Here is a 20,653-nt window from a genome sequence, read left to right on the forward strand (position 1 = left end):
CCGCAATGCCGATATTCTGAAGGCGATGGGTTTTGCCGGAAGAGCGGTCGATCGCTTCAATCAAGCCAATCAGGATCACCTCGAACTTCAAACACGCACAAACGACATCAGCGGAACATTTGGAGCGATCTCTCGCGTACTTCGCATGATCCTGCAATCTGCAGTGCTTGGTCTGGGTGCGTGGCTCACGATCCAGGGTGAGTTGTCCGCCGGCGCAATTATCGCCGCATCGGTTGCTTCAGCCCGTGCTCTCGCGCCCGTCGATCTCGCAATTGGTAACTGGAAGAGCGTCGTCGCTGCGCGCACGGCATTTGGTAGACTCAAGGAAACCGTCGTAGCGTTGTCTTCTATTGAGGCACCGATGGATCTGCCAGCTCCTGTTGGATCGTTGAAGGTAGAAAAAATCACGGTAGCCGCGCCAGGGTCCGGCCGAGTGCTTCTGAGCGATGTCAGCTTTGAGATCAATGCGGGTCAGGCGCTCGGCATTATCGGGCCGAGCGGCGGTGGCAAGACGACACTTGCGCGTGCCCTGACCGGCATCTGGCCGACGTTACGCGGTAGCGTGCGACTGGATGATGCAGAACTGACGCAGTGGTCGGACAGCAAGCTCGGCCAATACATGGGCTATCTTCCGCAGGATGTGGCATTGCTGGATGCAACGGTCGAAGAGAATATCTCGCGGCTTGAGCCCAAGGTGGACGCACGGGCGATCGTCGAGGCGGCCCAGATCACCGGGATTCATGAGATGATCGTGCGCATGCCGGATGGCTATCGCACGGCGCTCGGTCCGCAGGGCGCCTCACTTTCCGCTGGCCAACGCCAGCGCATCGGCTTGGCACGTGCCCTTTACCGTAACCCTTTCATCGTCGTGATGGACGAGCCGAATTCCAATCTCGATGGTGAAGGCGAGATGGCACTAACCCAGACGATAAAGGCGATCCGCGAACGCGGCGGTATTGCCATCGTCATCGCTCACCGGCCAAGCGCTTTAGCCGCAGTGGACATGGTCGCCGTCATCCAGAATGGCAAGATGGTGGCTTTCGGACCAAAAGACGAAATTCTCAAATCGTCCGCACCCGCAGAAACAGTCAACCGACCCGCGCCTGCCGCACAAAATGCGCCGCGCGTCACATCGAGGGTTTCAGCATGATGATCGATGTCAAAGGGACCAAAACCACGAAGCCGGAAACGGACGAGTCACATGAACATTATGCCCTGAAGAACCAGGACAAACGCTCCAATGCACCGCTGTTCTTTACGGTGTTTCTCACCGGGCTTGCGCTTTACTTGAAAAGCGCATTCCCGCGGCTGGGCAGTGATGAGCGGCAGGAAGAAGCCAAGTCTCAGGCGCCAGAGCAATCCGGATCGCCGGAAGTCGCTGCAGCTGGCGCTCCCGAAGTGATGACAGAGCTCGGAGAAGCAACAAGGGAGAAGTCCGGCTCGGGTGGCCGCTTGTTCGGTAGCGGAGACTGGCGCTATGAGCTTTCCGATTCCCCGATGATCGAGTTCCAAAAGCTCAACCTTCCAAACTCGGCCCTTTTGAAGAATTTCGGTGGGGTTTCGTTCTCCTTCCATGCGGCAAACGACAATGCCTGGCGCGGTGGAAGGGTATCAAATATTGGCCACGGCGGTGGGGGTGGTATAAACGTTCAGGTTGCGCCCGTGCATGACGTCGATCCTCGCGAGGATACCGATGAAGAGGAGGATGACGATACGGATGAGGAGAAAGCCGTTAATCGTGCGCCACGAGTCAACGGCCCTGTTTATCTGGCCGATGTCTTTGGCTGTGCGGTCGCCCTGATCGGGCTTTCCGATCTCCTGCGCGGTGCATCTGATCCGGACGGCGATGCGCTCCGCATCGAGAACGTTAGCGTATCGTCGGGGACACTGACGCAGACCGCAAGCGGCTGGTATTTCGATGCGGCGATGCTTGGTCCAGTCACCGTTACCTATCAGATCAGCGATGGCAAGGTGTCGATCCTGCAGACGGCCCAGTTCTCCGTGCTGAAGGCACCGCCGATCATTGGCACGCAAGGCGATGATATCCTCGTCGGAACAAGCTGCGCTGACGACATTGACGGTCGCGATGGCAATGACAACATCGACAGCCGGGGCGGCAACGACACGGTCAATGGCGGCAATGGCAATGACCATATCATCACCGGCAGTGGCGATGATCTCATCTTTGCGGGAGCTGGCGACGACATCGTTCTCGCCGGCCTCGGCGACGATCAGGTCTTTGGCGGCAGCGGCAATGACCGTCTGTTCGGCGAGGAAGGTCGCGATACCATCTTCGGCGAAAGCGGCGATGATACAATCAGCGGCGGAGAGGATGACGACCTGCTGTTTGGTGGTGAGGGCAATGATAGCATTGCCGGTGATCTCGGCCGCGATACCATCCATGGCGACGCCGGCAATGACCGCCTGGATGGCGGCGGCGGCAGTGATGTCATTTTCGGCCAGGCCGGTGCCGATGTTCTCGATGGTGGCCTCGGCGATGACTTTCTTAGTGGGGGCAGTGGCAAGGACGATGTGGACGGCGGCGCTGGCAAGGATACCATTGCCGCCGATACTGATCAGGCGGACGATGTTTATGACGGCGGCGCTGACGTCGATACGCTCGATTATACCGCAGTCCTCTATGGCAGCACGATCGATCTCGATCAAGGCACTGCAACCAGTGACGAGATCGGTCACGACGCGATCTCGAACTTCGAGATCCTGCTGGCCGGGGCGGGGCAGGATGACATTCAAGGCAGCGATGCGGCCGAGGAGATCCATGGCAATGGCGGCGATGATGTGATCGATGGCGGGGGTGGCGCTGACATCGTGTCGGGCGGTGAGGGCAACGATCGTCTGGCTGATGGTTCGGGGCAAGACTCTTTAAGCGGCGGAGCCGGTAATGACACGGTCACAGCCGCCCTGGATATAGTCGATGATGCCTATGATGGCGGGGAAGGCATCGACACGCTCGATTATTCGTCCGCCTTGATGACCGTAGTCATCGATGTGGTTGCGGCCAACGCTAGCGGCGTGGAAATCGGTACGGACAGCATTACCAATTTTGAGGTGATCAATGCAGGTGCTGGGGCCGACGAAATCAGCGGCGGTACCGCCGGCGAAAGTATCTTCGGGAACGCAGGCGACGATGTCATTTCCGGAGGAAGCGGCAATGACACTTTATCGGGCGGCGACGGCAATGACGTGATTTCAGATGGCGCAGGAGCAGATTGCGTTTTGGCTGGTACCGGCGACGATATCGTGCTGGCGGCGGCTGATGGCAGCGACGACATTTACTCCGGTCAGGCTGGATCCGACACCCTCGACTATTCGCAGTCGGCGCAAGGCGTGCTTGTCGATTTGAACACGGGCGCAGCGACAGGTTTCGATATCGGGCACGACGTGATTTCCGGCTTCGAACAGGTGGTTGGGAGCACCGGCAACGATCACATGAACATCGGTACGACTGCCATGGTGCTTGAGGGAGGCGGCGGTGCGGACACTTTCGAATTCCATATTCCGGAGGGGAGTTCCAGTGCCGAGGTCATCCACCAGATCCTCGACTTCATGGTTGGTGACCGCATTGAGATGTCGAGGTACGAGATCTTCGAAGATGTCATCGACAGTCTGGAAGATCGGTTCGAGGAGACCTACGGCGACGATGCCGACGCGCAACCGCTGCCGATCCGCGTTCGTCACGAAGGAACGGACGAACTGCAACAGACGCTGATCGAGGTCGATATGGACCGCGATGAACACTACGAAATGACTATCAATCTGACGGGTCATCACATGTTGATGATCGTCGAAAACCCTTGAGTAAAGACGTCGTTGTGACGCGAGTAGGAGTGAAATATGTTCGGGCGACAAAAACAAAAAGACCTGGGCCTAGGACCTCAGATCGATCCGGGAAACAGTTTCCCCGTGGGGCCCCGGGTCATCGCGGGTGTTACGCTTGGACTAATGCTTTTCGTCGGTGCGGGCGGCTGGGCGGCAACCGCACAGCTGACAGGGGCGATCATCGCACCGGGCATGGTCAAGGTCGATCAGAACCTGAAGTCGATCCAGCACCGCGACGGCGGCATCATCAGCGAGATTGCGGTCAGGGAAGGTGACTTTGTCACGAAGGGTCAGGTCATGCTGCGGCTGGATGACGCCGAAACGCGCGCGGAACTTTCGATTGTTCGCACTCAGCTGGTCGAACTGATGGCGAAACAGGCCCGTCTGATGGCCGAGCGCGATAATCTCGATTCCATCATGATGTCGTCGGAGCTCACTTCGCGGATCGAGGATTTCCCGCATGTCTTCTTTGGCGAAAATCGCATGTTCGAGGGCAATCGCCAGAACCGCAAAAGCCAGAAGGAACAGCTGGTCCTTGGGATCGATCAGCTTGGCGAGGAAATCAAGGGGCTTGAGTCGCAGCGCGATGCCAAGATCGACGAGATTGCGCTGGTCAAGACCGAACACGGCAAGATCAAGGGCTTGACGGACAAGCGCCTGATCGAAACCTCTCGCAAATATGTCATAGACCGCGAAATGGCCAAGCTGATGGGAGAGCGCGGAGAGGTCGAAGCCAATATCGCACGGGCCAAGGCCCGCATGGGTGAAATTCGCCTGCAAATCATTGCCATAGACGAGACTGCCCGTACCGAAGCACAGCGGGAACTCTCCTCCATCGAACCCAAACTCTCCGAACTTCGGGAACGGCGAGTAGCCATGGAGGATCGGCTGGCGCGAGCCGATATTCGTGCGCCGCTGTCAGGTACCGTCAACGAACTCGCGGTCCACACCATCGGCGGCGTCATCACGCCAGCCGAGAAGCTGGTGACACTTGTCCCCGCAGATGCCGCGTTGAAGATAGAAGCGAAACTGTCACCGACCGACATCGACCAGGTTTTCGTTGGACAACCGGCAAAATTGCGCTTTTCGGCCTTCAACCAGCGTACCACGCCGGAACTGCATGGCCGTATCGCCTATGTTTCTGCGGCGACCAGCAGCGACCCCTCGACGGGCCAGGTCTATTATCTGGCCGACGTCATCGTGCCATCGGACGAGCTCGAAAAGCTCGGCGACAGCAAGCTTTTGCCGGGTATGCCCGTGGAAGTCTTTGTTTCGACGGAAGAGCGCACAGCGATGTCCTTCCTGTCCAAGCCGCTCGCCGATCAGTTCAGCCGAGCCTTCCGTGAGCAGTAGCGATACTGGGAATATAAGCGGCATTCGCGAGATTCGCTTCACGTCGCGAGTGCCTCTTGTTAAGGGCATATTCGATTGCTAAACCCCTTCAAAAGGGGATTCGCTATGCCACCAATCAACCTAGCAATTGTCGGCGTTGGTAAAATTGCCCGCGACCAGCACCTGCCTTCAATTGCGGGCAATCCAGACTTGCAGCTTGTCGCTGCGGCAAGCCGTAACGGCGCGGTCGAGGGCATTCCGAATTTTTTGACGATAGAGGCGATGCTCGACGCCGTCCCGTTCATTGACGCGGTATCCCTCTGCATGCCTCCTCAGTTCCGCTATGATGCTGCGTACAAAGCGATATGCGCGGGCAAGCATGTCTTTCTTGAGAAGCCACCTGGAGCAACGCTGAGCGAGGTCGCCGACCTTGAAGCTCTTGCTATTGAGAATGGTGTCTCACTTTTCGCCAGCTGGCATTCCCGATATGCTGCTGCGGTTGAAGCTGCAAAGTCGTTTTTGGCATCAACAAATATCCAAAGCGTTCACGTCGTCTGGAAAGAAGATGTTCGCCACTGGCATCCCAATCAGGATTGGATATGGCAAGCCGGCGGTCTCGGTGTCTTCGACCCCGGCATAAATGCGCTATCGATTATAACGCACATCTTGCCGACCAGCATTTTTCTCAGGAATGCGACGCTGGAATTTCCGGAAAATAGACATGCTCCGATTGCAGCCGACCTTAATTTCACGAACAGTGACAATATTTCTGTTCACGCGGAATTCGATTGGCGGCAGATCGGGGAGCAAACGTGGGACATTATCGCCGAAACGTCTGCCGGAAAGATGGTTCTGGCTGAAGGCGGTTCAAAGCTCACCATTGACCACACGGTTGTTCCGGTTTCATCGGAGACGGAATACGCAGCTCTTTACCGTCAATTTGCCAGGCTGATCAAAAATGGGGAATCCGACGTCGATCTAGCGCCGCTACGGCATGTCGCCGACTCTTTCATGCTCGGCAAACGCGTCTTCGTTGCAGCCTTCCACGATTAGTATTAGACGCAATCTGTCCGATACCGCTGGAGCTGATCCTGCAGAAACCGATTTGCGTGTAGGAAATGCGGACGGCTTGGTGTGCCCGGTTAGGTCGCTCATATAGCGCGAACAAAATCAAACCATATTTCAGCGGGATTTTATCATTCAACCCATGAACATTTTCATGGTTAGCGCATTTCAATTCGTACCTGCCGAACAGGCGTCGAGCAAGGATTGCAACCATGAAGAAGTTCGTTACCGCAGCCATCATCTGTGCCGCCTTTTCCAGCGCAGCATATGCCGTTGATGACAAAACGCGGGATGCCATTCAGGCGCTTAAATTTACGAAGGCGAGCGCCTATGCAAAAGCCATCGATCAGTATTGCTTTGCCGATCATCCATTTGCCACTCAATCCCTTGCCGATGCCGCCACGCAAGAAGCGACATTCCGCCAGGAGATGGACGGGAACGAAGAAGCAACGGACATTATCGCAGACGCCGATCGTTCCGCAGCGGAACATTTGAAAGTCGATCAATCGGCCTGCGCGCCGGCCGCTACTTTCGTCGATGGTGTCGCAGCGACGATTGAGGACTCAAAGCAGCACATGGCGGCCATCAAGCGGACGTTCGCCGATGCGAAGGCGGCCGAGGAAAAGGATGCTCAGGCCGAAAAGCGATCCGCTACCTGCCGCGACCTGCAATCGGGCGTCGACTCTGCCGGCCTTGAGGACCTGGTTTCCAAACGCATGGCGCTCCTTGACTGTGCCGACGTGCTTGGTGTCGATAATATTGCCAAGGTTGACGCTCGAATCGAAAAGCTGCGCGCAGACCAAAAAACCGCTGACGATGTAAAGCAAAAGCAAGCCGCCGATGCAAAAGCATCGGCCGCGGCTGCCGATGCAAAGAGAGCCGCCGAAGTTGCAGCGAACATGGAAAAGCCCACCGTCAAGCCGGCGGTCAAACCTGCAGCCGAGATGACTTTCGTCGGCAGGTGGGATCAGATCGACGGTAGCTGCAGAGGCAGACTCTGGGATTTCAACACAAGGACCTATGACGGGACACCGATCAGGAATGTCGAACGAAATGGCAATAGCTACCGGGTAGAATTGAGCGATGGCTATGCTTTCGAGCTCCGGGATGTAACAAAAAGAAACCTGACCTGGTATTCGCTCGAGAGCGGCGACAGCTTCCGCTTGAAACGCTGCAGATAAGTCTGGCTAGCAATCACGCTTCGTATTTTGACTTAGGCGCAATCCAGCATTTTCCCAAAAGTTGGAACCCCGCCCCTTGATGAACGTTAACCTTGTCAAATGGGCGGGATATTTGATTTGAAAGAAGGAAAATTGTTATGTTGAAAAAAATCCTTATCGTCGGAGCAACGGCGTTAATCGCCATAACATCGGCTCCCCAAGCCTTTGCTCAGTCCATTCAGATTGGCCCTGACGGTGTTCGGCTCCAAGAGCCGCGGCCGGAACGGGATTATCGCCGTGTATCGGACATCAGTGAGCGCGAAGCGGTGCGTATCGCCAGAAGCGAGGGCCTTCGCGATGTCGACGACGTAAGGCGCACGAGGTCGAGGTTCGTCGTCGAGGGTATGGATCGCCGCGGCAATGATATGCGCGTCAGTGTGGATCGCCGTACTGGTGACGTCCTTTCCGTGCAATAAGCTCTGAAACTGACGAAAGCCCGTCGCCGCAAGTGGCGGGCTTTTCAACGCCGACAGTCCATAGCTTAGTAGGCTGATGTATCGCCATAGTCTTCGGTGAGATCATATAGACGCGACAGTTCGAGTTCGACGGCAGTGAAGAATGCGCCGACCTGCTCATCCTGCTCGTCCTCTGGAACGCCAATCCGCTCAAGGTGCCGAAATAGCGTATCGGCAATTTGGTTACGATAGGCTTCCGCCTGCCGATCCGTAGCCTTTTCCATGAGTTTCACCGCCACGTCGCGAATCTTCGCCACACGCCTCGTCAGTGGGAACGCAATGATTTGGCATGGGATCGGGGATTCAGCTTCGAACATACTCATACTCTTCCCAGTTCGGCAACGCCGCGCTTACAATTGATTCGCCCAACGATAAGGCGAAGGTTCCTAACAATGTGTTCAGCCATGCCCCGTCATGTCGCGTGGAACGCTATGATTGGTTACGTAACAAGTTATGTAACAAGCCAGCGAACAGATTGTGTGTAACGAAATCACAATGTTGCCCGCTACGGCACGCATGCTTATTCAAGTTCGTGTAAAGTGATTCGCATTCGTTACGGCATTAACCCATGGCACTCAGTAATGCAGAGAGGCAGAGACGGCACCGCGAGCGGCAGAAGCAAAAGCTTGCCGTGGCTGCACCGGATCTCTCTATGCAGTACGAGAATGTCGGTGCTGATCTGCGCGACAAACTATATGCGCTTATCGACGCTGAAAATTCGCGGCGCGAACGTGCAGTAACACTTGTTGGACCGACGGATTTCCGCAGGGTTATTCTCGACATTGCTCTCAACGAAAATCGCTCGGGCATCGCCGATAGCGCGCGAATGGTCCTGCTCAAAGCTCTCAGCATGGGCGAAAGCTCGGAAAAGGAGATTCTCGACGCGCGCCGGCAGAAGGATGCCTTCGCCGAACGAAAGTCTGACTTACACGACTTGAAGGAACAAGTGACACCGCTTGCGCATTATTTGCGTGTTCCGAATTTCGGCTGATCACACTGTTACACTTCTGTTCTCATCTTCCGTTAGCCCGCTGCGACAGCGCTACGTAACGGCATAAGGAGTAGTCCCATGGCACATCCTGCCTTTTCACCTTCCCGTGTGGCCGTAGTCACAGGAGGCGCATCCGGTATCGGTCTTGCAGCTGCAAAACGCCTCACCTCCATGGGTTTAAAGGTCGCTATTGCTGATCTTGCAGGTGAAAAACTCGACCGGGCTTATGCGGCGGTTTCTGAACTCGCCGGCACCGGTGATGATGTCATCGCTGTCGCCACAGACGTGACCAACATCGAAGATCTGCGCAAACTGCAGCAGACGGTCAATGACAGATTTGGCGGCGTTGCCGTTCTCATGAACAATGCAGGCATCCAGCCTGGCAGCAGCGTTTTCGATCCAGATCACTGGGACAGGATCATCGCTGTAAACATGTTCGGCATAATCCGCGGCTGCCAGGTTTTTGGCCCAGACATGATCCGGCGAGGCAAGCCAGGCGTCATCATCAATACCGGCTCCAAGCAGGGCATAACCACTCCGCCTGGCGATCCTGCTTACAATGTCTCGAAATCGGGCGTGAAGACCTTCACTGAAGCCTTGCAGCATGAGTTACGTAACACGAAGGACTGTCACGTAACGGCTCATCTGTTCATTCCTGGTTTTGTCTATACGCCCTTGACTGCAGGAGATCGCACGGAAAAGCCAGCAGGCGCGTGGACGCCGGAACAAACGGTCGATTTTATGCTGGAGCGTGTATCAGCCGGTGATTTTTATATCCTTTGCCCGGACAACGATGTAACCCGCAGCCTCGATGAGCGCCGCATCCTCTGGGCAGCCAACGACATTATCAGGAATCGTCCGCCTTTGTCGCGCTGGCATCCGGAATATCAGAGCGAATTCGCTGATTTCGTTAATCAGGACATCTGACCTGCAAAATTCCGAGACACAATCTCGGACATTGTGAACCAATCAAATTGCGAGAGCGATTTCCGGATCAGTCGCTTGATACCGGGACTGATCCGGTTCTATGCTGAAGAAAGCCCTTCATTGACCAGGTTGGATTCATAATGACCTCATCTCCCCAAATCCCCGCTGTGGATCCCGTCAAGCTTGATCGTCTGGCGGAAGTAGCCATCAAAATTGGCTTGCAGTTGCAGCCTGGACAGGATCTCCTGATCACTGCCCCGCTTGCCGCAGTGCCTCTGGTGCGGCGGATCACAGAACATGCCTACAGGGCAGGAGCGGGCCTCGTGACCTCGCTATACAGCGACGAAGAAGCCACTCTTATGCGCTATCGCAACGCGCCAGACGAAAGTTTCGATCGCGCCACGGGCTGGCTGTTTGAGGGCATGGCGAAAGCCTTTTCCGCCAATACAGCTCGGCTTGCAGTCGCCGGTGACAATCCGATGCTGCTCTCATCGGCGGACCCGGAGAAGGTGTCCCGTGCCAACCGGGCACAATCCCGCGCTTATCAGCCTGCGTTGGAAAAAATCACCAATTTCGAAGTCAACTGGAACATCGTTTCGTATCCGAATCCATCCTGGGCGAAGCAGGTATTTCCCGATCAGGACCCTGAAGTCGCTATAACCATGCTCGCTGATGCAATATTTGCGGCATCGCGTGTTGATCTGAACGATCCTGTCAGCGCTTGGCGCGACCATAACGCCGCCTTGCACAAACGGACAAAATGGCTGAACGAGCGCACTTTCTCGGCTTTGCATTTCAAGGGACCGGGCACCGACCTCACTGTCGGCCTGGCCGATGAACATGAATGGCACGGCGGTGCTTCGGTTGCGAAGAATGGCATTACCTGTAACCCGAATATTCCCACCGAAGAAGTTTTCACGACGCCCCACGCACTGCGGGTCGATGGCCGTGTTTCGAGCACCAAGCCACTTTCCCACCAGGGCACGCTCATCGAAAATATCCAGGTCCGCTTCGAGGGTGGCAGGATTGTCGAAGCCAAGGCGACGCGGGGCGAGGAAGTCTTCAACAAGGTGCTTGGCACTGACGAGGGCGCACGTCGTCTCGGCGAAGTGGCGCTGGTCCCAAATTCCTCGCCAATTTCGGCATCGGGCTTGTTGTTCTTCAACACGCTTTTCGATGAAAACGCTGCGAGCCACATCGCGCTCGGCCAATGCTATTCGAAATGCTTCGTCAATGGCGGCAACCTGACGCCCGAAGAAGTTACGGAGAGAGGTGGCAACAAGAGCCTCATTCACATCGACTGGATGATCGGCTCTGGCGAGATCGACGTGGACGGCATCAACAAGGACGGTTCCCCTGTCCCCGTGATGCGCAAGGGCGAATGGGTCTGATCGTTGAGATCGAATATGAAAATGGCCACAACAACCATGCTCATCCCCGATGGAGGACCTTCTGATCGGCAGGAAGGAGGATCCCTTCTAAGGGGGCAGATCAAATTTGGGCATACTCCCCACGATGAAATCTATCATGGCACGCAACCTTGCGAGCCTGCGAAGATCGCGGTGGTAGCCCAACCATGTGTCACGACCCGGCGGCGGGACAGCAACATCAACTCGGCGCAGGTCTTTGTTTCCGTCGCCCAATAGCCTTGGCATGACAGCCATTCCAACTCCGCCCGCGCACATCCTGGCCTGGACGTCGCGGTTGTTGCTCCTGAAGACGATGCGGGCGTTGGGATAGTGCTCCTTGAGCCAAGCCACGTCGGGCATCCCGCCGAAGGCTTCGTCCATTGTGATGATCCCATGCGAGCGCCCGTCACCCTCGGTCGGATCGGCCGTGGCATGCGACACATATAGCCCGTAGGAGATACGGACCAGCCTTTTGGACACCACTTGCGGATCAACGAATGGCCTGATGCGAAAAGCAAGATCCGCTTCCCTCCGCGCGAGGTTAAGAAGTCTGGAATCGGTGAGCAATTCCACGATGACATTCGGATGCAGCGCGGCAAACTGCGACAACAGCGGGCTGAGCACATGGATCCAAACCAATCGGAACAGGAAATCCGGAGAGGTCCGGAAAGGTCTCCCTCGGACCCGGCGATCCGACGCTCAAGTGCAATGGCTTCCTCTTCCATCCGCTCGGCGTGAAACAAGACGATCTGACCCTCGGAGGTTAAGACGAACCCGTCGCTGGTCCGCTGGAAGAGGCTGTGGCCAACCGCTTCCTCGAAGGCCTTGAGGCGGCGTCCCATGGTGGGTTGGGTAAGTCTCAGGGAGCGCGCGGCCGCGCCCAGTGTCCCGTCACGCGCTATCGCGAGAAACAGTCGAACATCACTCCATTCCATAGCGAACCCATACAAAAACGAATGAACATTATGCGAATTGTATGATTTCCAAACGAAAACCGCCAGCCTACGGTAACTCCACAAATGGAGTGTCGGAAATGAGCACGATGAGAGCATTGCTACTTGAAAACCACGGTGACACATTTCGCCTCGCTGAGATTCCCCGCCCTGCCCCGGCTGAGGGCGAAGTCCTCGTCCGTATCGAGGCAAGCGGCGTCAACCCGCTCGACACGAAGATAAGGTCGGGCGACGCGGCCCACGCGCGGCATCTGCTCCCGGCAGTCCTCGGTATCGATATGGCCGGTGTCGTCGAGGCAGTGGGAGCGGGCGTCAACAACTTGCGCCAGGGCGAGGAAGTCTATGGCATGACGGGTGGCGTTGGTGGCGTCCAGGGTTCCTTGGCGCAGTTTGCATCGGTCGATGCCCGGCTTCTTGCCCGCAAACCCACTCATCTGTCGATGCGGCAAGCGGCGGGACTGCCATTGGCCTTCATCACGGCATGGGAAGGCCTGGTCGATCGCGCTGGCATCTGCGCAGGCCAGAAGGTGCTCGTTCTAGGTGGCGCCGGCGGCGTCGGCCACGTTGCGGTTCAGGTCGCAAAGTCTTTTGACGCCGACGTCTACGCAGTCGATGGAGCCCGCAAGGCCGACTACATCAGGAGCATTGGCGCAACGCCGATCGACTATGCATCCGAGATCGTCGAGGACTATGTCAAAAGCTACACGGACGGGAAGGGCTTCGACCTCGTGTACGACACGATCGGCGGTCCCGGCCTCGACACCGCCTTCAAGGCAGTCAAGCGGTTTGGGCATGTGGTGAGCTGCCTCGGATGGGGCACCCATGCTCTCGCGCCGCTATCTTTCAAGGCGGCAACGTACTCGGGCGTCTTTACGTTGATTCCGCTGCTGACCGGCGAAGGTCGCGAACATCACGGAGAGATCATGGACGAAGCGACCAAACTCGCAAATGCTGGCAAGCTCGCGCCTCGTCTCGATAGCCGCGTCTTTACGCTCGACACGGTGATGGATGCCCACGAACTCGTCCAGCGGGGGAGCGCGGACGGAAAGCTCATCATCGATATCGACTGATGACGTCTGACGCACCGCAAGCGTTTTGCGATGCACCATTATACAACCAGTCTCTGTCGCTTCGGTTCAATCCTTATCGCTCCGGCCGTTTCGTCGGAGCAGAGATCGCCGTCGGTCAGGAATGAAAGCTGGATACTTTTTGTTTCTGGCTGGGTTAGGCAACCAGCCGCCCAGCTGATTCCGCTTGCGCATAGGCCTTGCCGAAACGATTGGCGAGGAACGCGTCAAGCGCAATATCTTCCTGCTTGAGAAAACCCTGCTGTGGCAAGGCGCCGTTCGCGAGCATGTCAAGCACGGCACAAATGGCCGATGCTGTCGTGATTTGGATCCCGCTATAAAGCTGCGATCCGATATGGCCGCTGTAGACCTTGTTGGCATATGTTTCCTGAAGAAGACGGCCCTTCTTGCGGCCGCTGACCGTAACGAAGATCACGACGACATCTTGCAAGGTAGATGGCAAGGCGTTTTCGAGAATATCCTTGAACACATCGCGGCGATCCCGCAGTCCAAGGTCGTTGAGCAGCGCCTTCATGATGGCCGCGTGCCCCGGATAGCGGATGGTGCGATAGTTAAGTGTACGCACCTTGCCGAGGAGCGTTTCGCACAATGTGCCAAGGCCGCCTGACGTATTGAACGCCTCATAGGTCACCCCGTCGAGCGAGAATTCCTCGCGCTCTTCAAGCGGCGGCACCTCCGTCAACTCGCCATCGACGATCGCTTCACAGGGCTCGCAATATTCGTTGATGACCCCGTCCGTGCTCCATGTCAGATTGTAGTTCAGAGCGTTTGACGGATATTGCGGCAGTGCACCGACTCGCATGCGCACGCTTTCCAGCGTATCGAAACGCTTGGCCAGATCATTGGCTACAATTGAGATGAAACCCGGAGCAAGGCCGCATTGGGGAATGAAAGCAGTCATGGCAGTCGCTGCCAGTTGCTTGACGATGCGCGTGCTGGCCACGTCTTCTGTCAGATCGAGATAATGCACGCCTGATTTGGCGGCAGCTTCAGCTATGCGCGTGGTCAGATGGAACGGCGCGGCACTCAGCACGGCGAATTTGCCATTGAGAACGCTTTCAAGCGCCCCGACTTCGGAAATCTCGATGCAGGCGGTTTCAACGAGCGGCGATACGTCCAAAGCATCAAGCTGGGCTTGTGCCCGGTCAACGACCGTTACGCGATAATCTCCGGTACCAGCCAGAAGATTAGCGATGGTCCCGCCGATTTTCCCTGCTCCAACGACAACGATCTCTTTCATGTGTTTCCCCTCGGATATAAAAACTTTATATGAATTTCGCATATTGCTCGGCGAAATGAAGTCTATAAACTGACGAAACAACACCATAATTTTGTCGATATGCCGATAGGATTCGTCATTATGCTGTCAGAAGCCGATCATGCCCTGCTTTCATTGCTACGCGAGAATGCGAGGGCCTCCACAGCCGAGCTTGCCCGCAAGCTGCGCGTATCACGCACCACTGTGCAAAGCCGCATAGAACGGCTGGAAAAGCGCGGTATGATAAGGGGATATAGCGTTCAGCTTTCCCCTGAATATGAACAAAACCTGGTGAGGGCACATGTGCTGGTGACGGCCTTGCCGAAACTGGCAATGAAGGTTGAGACTGCCTTGCGGAAAATCGCCTGGGTCAGAACGCTTCATTCCGTTAGCGGTCAATTCGATATGATCGTTATCGTTGAAGCACCTTCTATACAGGAACTGGATAAATTGCTCGACGAAATCGGCGCTCTTGAAGGTGTCGAACGCACCATGTCGTCGATTATTCTCTCCACCCGTATCGATCGATAATGGCGCCTCCAACAACCTGATACATGCCGCTTGACTCTTGCTGTCATCGGATTCCATAATAGAACATATCATGAACATTGAAAGGCTACTGTAGTGACAACCGTCGATCTTGCGGCGTTGAGACGCGACATTGCATCTCTTGGAGAGAGGAATGCACGTACTGCGCAGGGCTCCGCCTTTGACTTCGGCGACAATGATATCGACCGCGTCTTCCGCGAGGGGATGCAGCGTGGCGCCGTGCATGAAATCTTCGCAGAAGAAGCAGGCGACGCAGGTGCGGCAACCGGTTTCGTCATTGCCCTTGTCCTTCGCGCTTCCCCGGACCAAAGCCCTGTTCTATGGTTGGAAGAAGATTTTGCAGCGCAGGAAAATGGCTTTCCATATGCTCCCGGCTTGCAAAATATCGGGCTTGATCCGCAACGCCTCATCATCGTGCGATGCGCCTCACCGCAGGATGTTTTGAAAGCTGCTTCGGACAGTCTCGGTATTCGTGGCGCGGGCGCCGTCATCATCGCGCCGTGGAGCAACCCGAAGTGTCTGGACCTGACCGCCTCGCGCAAATTGCTGCTGACGGCGCAACAAACCGATGTGCCTGCTTTTCTCCTGCGATTGGGAGCGTATCCCAGCGAGAATGCCGCCGTCACGCGCTGGTTGATCCGAGCCGCACCTTCGCAATCGAGTGGCGCCAATGCACCCGGACATCCAGTTTTCGACGCCACTCTCATACGCAACAGACAGGGAATGACAGGCCATTGGATCCTGCAATGGGAAAGTGATGATCATGTTTTCAGACAGATCGAGCCGTTTTCTGGCACTATGGTTTCCGCACCTTCCTACCGACCGCCTCAAACGCGAAAATCTGGGACGCGCCCATACTGATCTACACCTGATAGTGGTGGACAAAATTGCCAATGCCTTGCGGCTGACTGCTGTCGATGAAAAGGCAGCCAAGGCAGGGCTCTATAAGGGCATGGCTCTGACAGATGCACGTGCGCAATTTGAAAAGCTGGATATTGCTTTCGCCTCACCGCGCAAGGATGCTGTGCTGCTCGAAAAGCTGGCCGATTGGGGTGACCGCTATACACCGCTTGTGGCACTTGATGAGCCTCACGGCCTCATTCTCGACCTGACCGGCTGCATTCATCTTTTTGGCGATGAAAGCCAACTTATTGAAGATATTCATAAACGCCTTCATCGCTATGGCATGATCGCCCGAACTGCGCTTGCAAGCAATCCCGCTGCAGCACGTGCCCTTGCTCGACACTCGCCCGGTGGCATCATCGATTGGAATGACGAGACGCGTAGACTATACGCCTTGCCGCTTATCAGTCTCGATATCGAAGAGAACCATCTCGCCGGTCTCAAGCGGGCAGGATTACGCAGCGTTGGTGATATCGACGTTTTGCCCCGAGCTGCACTCACGGCGCGTTTTGGCACAAATCTTGTTAACCGCCTCGATGCATTGTTCGGCCGTCAGGATGCGCCCATTACCCCTCGCCGTACCGTCCCTGTCTGCATGGTTGAGCGGCGTATGGCAGAACCGCTCATCGCCATGGAATCCGTGGAACACGTTCTTATTTCCTTGAGCGACGAACTTTTCCGTCGCCTGCAACAAAGAGTTGAGGGCGCCCGCGAGATCGAAGCCAGCTTCTATCGCGCCGATGGCAATGTACGTCGCATCAACATTCAGACCGGACGTCCCGTTACCGAAACAAAACCCATGTTTCGACTATTGAAAGAGCGGCTTTCCACACTTAGCGATCCGCTCGATGTCGGTTATGGTTTTGATATCATCCGGCTTGCCGCTATTCGTGTGGAGCAGAGCCAGGCGATCCAGAAAAGCCTCGATGACAGGGCACAAGAGACAGAGGAGATCAATGCGCTTGTCGACCGGCTTTCCATTCGTCTTGGCAATTCCCGTGTGCTGCGCCCGCTGTCTGTCGATACGCATATTCCCGAACGCGCAGTTTCACTGGTACCTGCCGCCTCAGCAAGACAGGATATGGTGTTTGAACGGACGCCAGAACATAATCCGGGCAATCCTCCGGAGCGACCGATCCGATTGTTTCAGCCTCCCGAGCGGATTGATGCAACGTTTGAAGTCCCGGATGCCGCCCCTGCACGATTCACCTGGCGCCGGGTTCAGCATATTATCACCTTGGCAGAGGGACCTGAACGCATCGCCCCCGAGTGGTGGCGCGAACATGCCGGTGCGCTGACGCGGGATTATTACCGCCTTGAAGACAATAGAGGCCGTCGTTTCTGGGTGTTTCGCGAAGGCTTGTACGAGCGCGGCGATCCCACACCGCGCTGGTTTCTGCACGGGATTTTCGCCTGATGCAACCTTACACGGAACTTGCAGTTTCCAGTAATTTTTCCTTTCTTGAAGGCGCCTCGCAACCGCATGAACTGGTGCAGGCTGCAGCCATACTCGGGCTCGATGGTATAGGCATCGCTGACCGCAACACACTCGCGGGTGTGGTGCGGGCCTATAAGGCTCATAATGAGCTTAAGGAAAAAGCGGGAATACGACTGAAGCTCTTTATCGGATGCAGGTTGGTCTTTATTGACGACACGCCAGATCTGATCATCTACCCACGCGACCGTACAGCCTATGGTCAGCTCTGCCGTCTTTTGAGCGAAGGCAAGGATCGGGCGAAAATCAAAGGTGAGTGCCACCTCCTTTTCGAAGATTTTCTTTTTCGAGCAAAAGATTTTCAGATCGCGGTCGTTCCGCCGTTACGGGCAGATAAAATCTTAACTGCGTTTCTGAGAAAACTTGTCATTGCTGCACCGGGCTCTGTCTGGCTTGCCTTGGCAATGCCGCATCAGGGTGCAGACCGGCGGTACTGCGAGAAGCTGGCGCGTATTGCAACTGAGGCCAACGTTCCCTTGCTGGCTATCAACAATGTGCTTTATCACACCGCTGCGCGGCGACCGTTGCAGGATGTGCTGACCTGCATTCGCGAACATGTCACGATCGATACGGCCGGACGCAAGCTGGAAAAGAATGCAGAACGGCATTTGAAATCGCCGGATGAAATGCAGCGACTTTTCCGGCATTTGCCCGCAGCGCTTCAGGAAACACAGCGTTTCGTTGAGCCGATCGGCTTTTGCCTCGATCAGCTGAAGTATGACTATCCCGACGAACCTGTGCCACCGGGTAAGACACCGCAACAATATCTATCCGAGGAAACGTGGAAAGGTGCGGCACAACGCTATCCTGAAGGCATTCCGGAAAAGGTATGTGCGATTTTGCGGAAGGAGCTGGCGATAATCGAAGGGCTTGAATATGCACCCTACTTCCTCACGGTTTATGACATCGTCAAATATGCCCGCTCGCAGAATATTCTTTGCCAGGGCCGCGGCTCCGCTGCCAATTCCGCGGTCTGTTATTGTCTTGCTATCACAGCAGTTGATCCAAAACACACGGATGTCTTGTTCGAACGGTTCCTCTCGGCGGAGCGGAAGGAACCACCGGATATCGATGTCGATTTCGAGCATGAACGCCGCGAAGAAGTGATGCAATGGGTCTATGAGCGTTATGGTCGCAATCGAGCGGCCATCGTGGCCACTGTCATCAGCTACCGCCCGCGCAGCGCTATCCGTGATGTGGGCAAGGCTTTGGGACTGACCGAAGACGTTACTGCTGCGCTGGCCAATATGGTCTGGGGCAGCTGGGGCACAGCGGTTGAGAAGAACGAGGTTCGGCAAGCCGGACTGGATCCCGATAATGTCATGATACGGCGCGCTGTCCGGCTCGCGACCGAATTGATTGGTTTTCCACGCCACCTTTCCCAGCATGTGGGTGGATTTGTACTGACGCAGGAGCGCTTGGACGAAACCGTCCCTGTCGGCCCTGCGGCTATGAAAGACCGTACCTTCATAGAGTGGGATAAGGATGACATCGACGAACTCAACATCATGAAGGTGGATGTGCTGTCACTTGGTATGCTGACCTGCATTCGCAAGGCTTTTGATCTCATTCATCTGCATGGGGGCAACCGTTACGAACTGGCAACGATTCCCCAAGAAGACCCCGCGGTTTACGACATGCTCTGCAATGCCGATTCCCTCGGCGTGTTCCAGGTGGAAAGCCGCGCACAAATGAACATGCTGCCGCGTCTTCGACCAAGAAAATTCTATGATCTGGTGATCGAGGTTGCCATCGTTCGTCCCGGTCCAATCCAGGGCGATATGGTTCATCCCTATCTGCGTCGGCGCAATAAAATAGAGAAAGTCCACTATCCGTCTCCGTCTCCTAAACATGGTGACAAGGACGAACTGAGAAATGTTCTCGGCAGGACCCTTGGTGTACCTCTATTCCAGGAACAAGCCATGCGCATTGCCATCGAGGCAGCAAAATTTACTCCCGACGAAGCCAATAAATTGCGCCGTTCCATGGCCACATTCCGCAATGTCGGCACAATCAACGAAATGGAAGGGAAAATGGTGGAGGGGATGGTCCGCCGTGGTTATGAGCGGAGCTTTGCCGAAAACTGCTTCAACCAGATCAAGGGCTTTGGTGAGTATGGTTTCCCGGAAAGCCACGCGGCGAGTTTTGCAATCCTCGTCTATATTTCCTCCTGGATCAAATGCCATCATCCGGCGACATTCGCGGCGGCACTTTTGAATTCACAACCGATGGGTTTTTATGCCCCTGCCCAAATCATCCGCGATGCACGCGAGCATGGCGTCGAGGTACGTCCTGTAGATATCAACTTCAGCAAATGGGACAACACGCTGGAACGCATCGACAAGAATAATCTTGCCCTGCGTCTAGGTTTTCGACAGGTCGAAGGCTTTTCGGAATCTTGGGCGGACGAAATATGCGCAGAACGAAAGCGCCACTATAGTGACATCGAAGAACTGCGTCGCCTGACGCGGCTGGAAAGACGAGCCTTTATTCTCCTCGCTGATGCCGATGCGTTCCGTTCGCTGGAAATTGATCGCCGCGAAGCACTCTGGGCGGTCCGTCGTTTCCCCAACAATGAAACCCTGCCACTATTCCAGGCTGCTGAAACGAATGAATTGGCAAGGGAAGCCGAGACTAGGCTACCGCAGATGAAAATGTCCGAGCACGTCATTGCCGACTATGAATCGACGCGGCTCTCGCTCAAAGGCCATCCTATGCAGTTCCTGCGTGAAGTGTTGGCGGCTGAAAATATTGTAACCTGCAAGCAGGCAAACAGTCTGAGCAACAATCGACGAGTCAAACTTGCCGGCGTTATTACAGTCCGGCAAAGGCCCGGCAATGGCAAAGTTGTCTTTATGACAATTGAGGATGAAACTGGCATCGCCAATATCGTTGTTTGGGCAAAACTACTGGAAAAATATCGCAAGGAAGTCATGGGATCACGCCTGATCCTGATCGAAGGCATGGTTCAAAGCGCCGACAATGTCGTGCACATTGTTGCCCGAAAACTGTTTGATCGTACCGGAGATCTCAACCGTCTCTCCGAGCAACGGACCATCATACCTTTATCTCATAGCGACGAAGTGATACATCCGGTCCCGGATCGACCACGGGCCAGTCATCCACGCAAGGTGCGTATTTTGCCAAAATCGAGAGATTTTCACTGAC

General features: G+C 55.7%; 16 protein-coding genes and 1 pseudogene. 14 read left to right on the plus strand and 3 right to left on the minus strand.

The window, feature by feature from the left end; all coding sequences use genetic code 11:
* From PHA01_RS16640 to PHA01_RS16665, 6 genes are all read left to right on the plus strand, one after another.
* A partial coding sequence (locus PHA01_RS16640; RefSeq protein WP_271897418.1) for a type I secretion system permease/ATPase occupies positions 1-1,150 on the plus strand: 1,150 nt, incomplete at its 5' end.
* Entirely contained in the window at positions 1,147-3,819 is a 2,673-nt protein-coding gene (locus tag PHA01_RS16645) for a cadherin-like domain-containing protein (protein WP_271897420.1), read from the plus strand. The genes PHA01_RS16640 and PHA01_RS16645, both read left to right, overlap by 4 nt.
* A gap of 36 nt (positions 3,820-3,855) precedes the next feature.
* Positions 3,856-5,193 (plus strand): HlyD family type I secretion periplasmic adaptor subunit, encoded by a 1,338-nt coding sequence (locus PHA01_RS16650; RefSeq protein ID WP_271897422.1) that lies wholly within the window; start codon positions 3,856-3,858, stop codon positions 5,191-5,193.
* Positions 5,194-5,298: 105 nt separating this feature from the next.
* Positions 5,299-6,225 (plus strand): Gfo/Idh/MocA family protein, encoded by a 927-nt coding sequence (locus PHA01_RS16655; RefSeq protein ID WP_271897424.1) that lies wholly within the window; start codon positions 5,299-5,301, stop codon positions 6,223-6,225.
* 224 nt (positions 6,226-6,449) lie between these two features.
* Positions 6,450-7,418, plus strand: a complete 969-nt coding sequence (locus PHA01_RS16660; protein ID WP_271897426.1) for a hypothetical protein — start codon at positions 6,450-6,452, stop codon at positions 7,416-7,418.
* A 137-nt stretch (positions 7,419-7,555) separates the two neighbouring features.
* A complete protein-coding gene (locus PHA01_RS16665; RefSeq protein WP_271897428.1) occupies positions 7,556-7,873 on the plus strand; it encodes a PepSY domain-containing protein in 318 nt (105 codons plus the stop codon).
* 65 nt (positions 7,874-7,938) lie between these two features.
* On the opposite strand, the gene PHA01_RS16670 is transcribed toward PHA01_RS16665, so the two are convergent.
* Complete coding sequence (locus tag PHA01_RS16670; RefSeq protein WP_334312032.1) at positions 7,939-8,235, minus strand: DUF6074 family protein; 297 nt, start codon at positions 8,233-8,235, stop codon at positions 7,939-7,941.
* 245 nt (positions 8,236-8,480) lie between these two features.
* Between PHA01_RS16670 and PHA01_RS16675 the strand changes: the two genes are divergently transcribed.
* The 3 genes from PHA01_RS16675 to PHA01_RS16685 all read left to right on the plus strand — a co-directional run bounded on the left by PHA01_RS16675 (position 8,481) and on the right by PHA01_RS16685 (position 11,221).
* On the plus strand, positions 8,481-8,903 hold the full coding sequence (locus PHA01_RS16675) for a hypothetical protein (protein ID WP_271897431.1): 423 nt from the start codon (positions 8,481-8,483) through the stop codon (positions 8,901-8,903).
* 78 nt (positions 8,904-8,981) lie between these two features.
* Positions 8,982-9,830 carry an SDR family NAD(P)-dependent oxidoreductase gene (locus PHA01_RS16680; protein ID WP_271897433.1) on the plus strand — a complete coding sequence of 283 codons (849 nt, stop codon included), beginning with the start codon at positions 8,982-8,984 and terminating at the stop codon, positions 9,828-9,830.
* 140 nt (positions 9,831-9,970) lie between these two features.
* Positions 9,971-11,221, plus strand: coding sequence for an aminopeptidase (locus PHA01_RS16685; protein WP_271897435.1), 1,251 nt, complete (start codon positions 9,971-9,973; stop codon positions 11,219-11,221).
* 87 nt (positions 11,222-11,308) lie between these two features.
* Here PHA01_RS16685 and PHA01_RS16690 read toward each other — a convergent pair.
* Positions 11,309-12,174, minus strand: a pseudogene (locus tag PHA01_RS16690) (LysR family transcriptional regulator).
* 98 nt (positions 12,175-12,272) lie between these two features.
* On the opposite strand from PHA01_RS16690, the gene PHA01_RS16695 reads away from it, so the two are divergent.
* Entirely contained in the window at positions 12,273-13,262 is a 990-nt protein-coding gene (locus PHA01_RS16695) for a zinc-dependent alcohol dehydrogenase family protein (protein WP_271897437.1), read from the plus strand.
* A 154-nt stretch (positions 13,263-13,416) separates the two neighbouring features.
* Here the strand turns inward: PHA01_RS16695 and PHA01_RS16700 are convergent, their stop codons facing one another.
* On the minus strand, positions 13,417-14,520 hold the full coding sequence (locus PHA01_RS16700; RefSeq protein WP_271897439.1) for a saccharopine dehydrogenase family protein: 1,104 nt from the start codon (positions 14,518-14,520) through the stop codon (positions 13,417-13,419).
* A gap of 120 nt (positions 14,521-14,640) precedes the next feature.
* Here PHA01_RS16700 and PHA01_RS16705 point away from each other — a divergent pair, with 120 nt between their 5' ends.
* From PHA01_RS16705 to PHA01_RS16720, 4 genes are all read left to right on the plus strand, one after another.
* The gene (locus PHA01_RS16705; RefSeq protein ID WP_271897442.1) at positions 14,641-15,069 is read left to right on the plus strand and encodes an Lrp/AsnC family transcriptional regulator; all 429 of its coding nucleotides are present in this window, start codon (positions 14,641-14,643) and stop codon (positions 15,067-15,069) included.
* A gap of 93 nt (positions 15,070-15,162) precedes the next feature.
* On the plus strand, positions 15,163-15,948 hold the full coding sequence (locus tag PHA01_RS16710) for an ImuA family protein (RefSeq protein ID WP_271897444.1): 786 nt from the start codon (positions 15,163-15,165) through the stop codon (positions 15,946-15,948).
* A gap of 13 nt (positions 15,949-15,961) precedes the next feature.
* Positions 15,962-17,407 (plus strand): Y-family DNA polymerase, encoded by a 1,446-nt coding sequence (locus tag PHA01_RS16715; RefSeq protein ID WP_271897814.1) that lies wholly within the window; start codon positions 15,962-15,964, stop codon positions 17,405-17,407.
* The gene (locus PHA01_RS16720) at positions 17,407-20,652 is read left to right on the plus strand and encodes an error-prone DNA polymerase (protein WP_271897446.1); all 3,246 of its coding nucleotides are present in this window, start codon (positions 17,407-17,409) and stop codon (positions 20,650-20,652) included. Before PHA01_RS16715 ends, PHA01_RS16720 begins: the two co-directional genes overlap by 1 nt.
* Position 20,653: the final 1 nt, after the last annotated feature.

The organism is Candidatus Phyllobacterium onerii, from assembly GCF_028331445.1.
GTDB lineage: Bacteria > Pseudomonadota > Alphaproteobacteria > Rhizobiales > Rhizobiaceae > Phyllobacterium > Phyllobacterium onerii.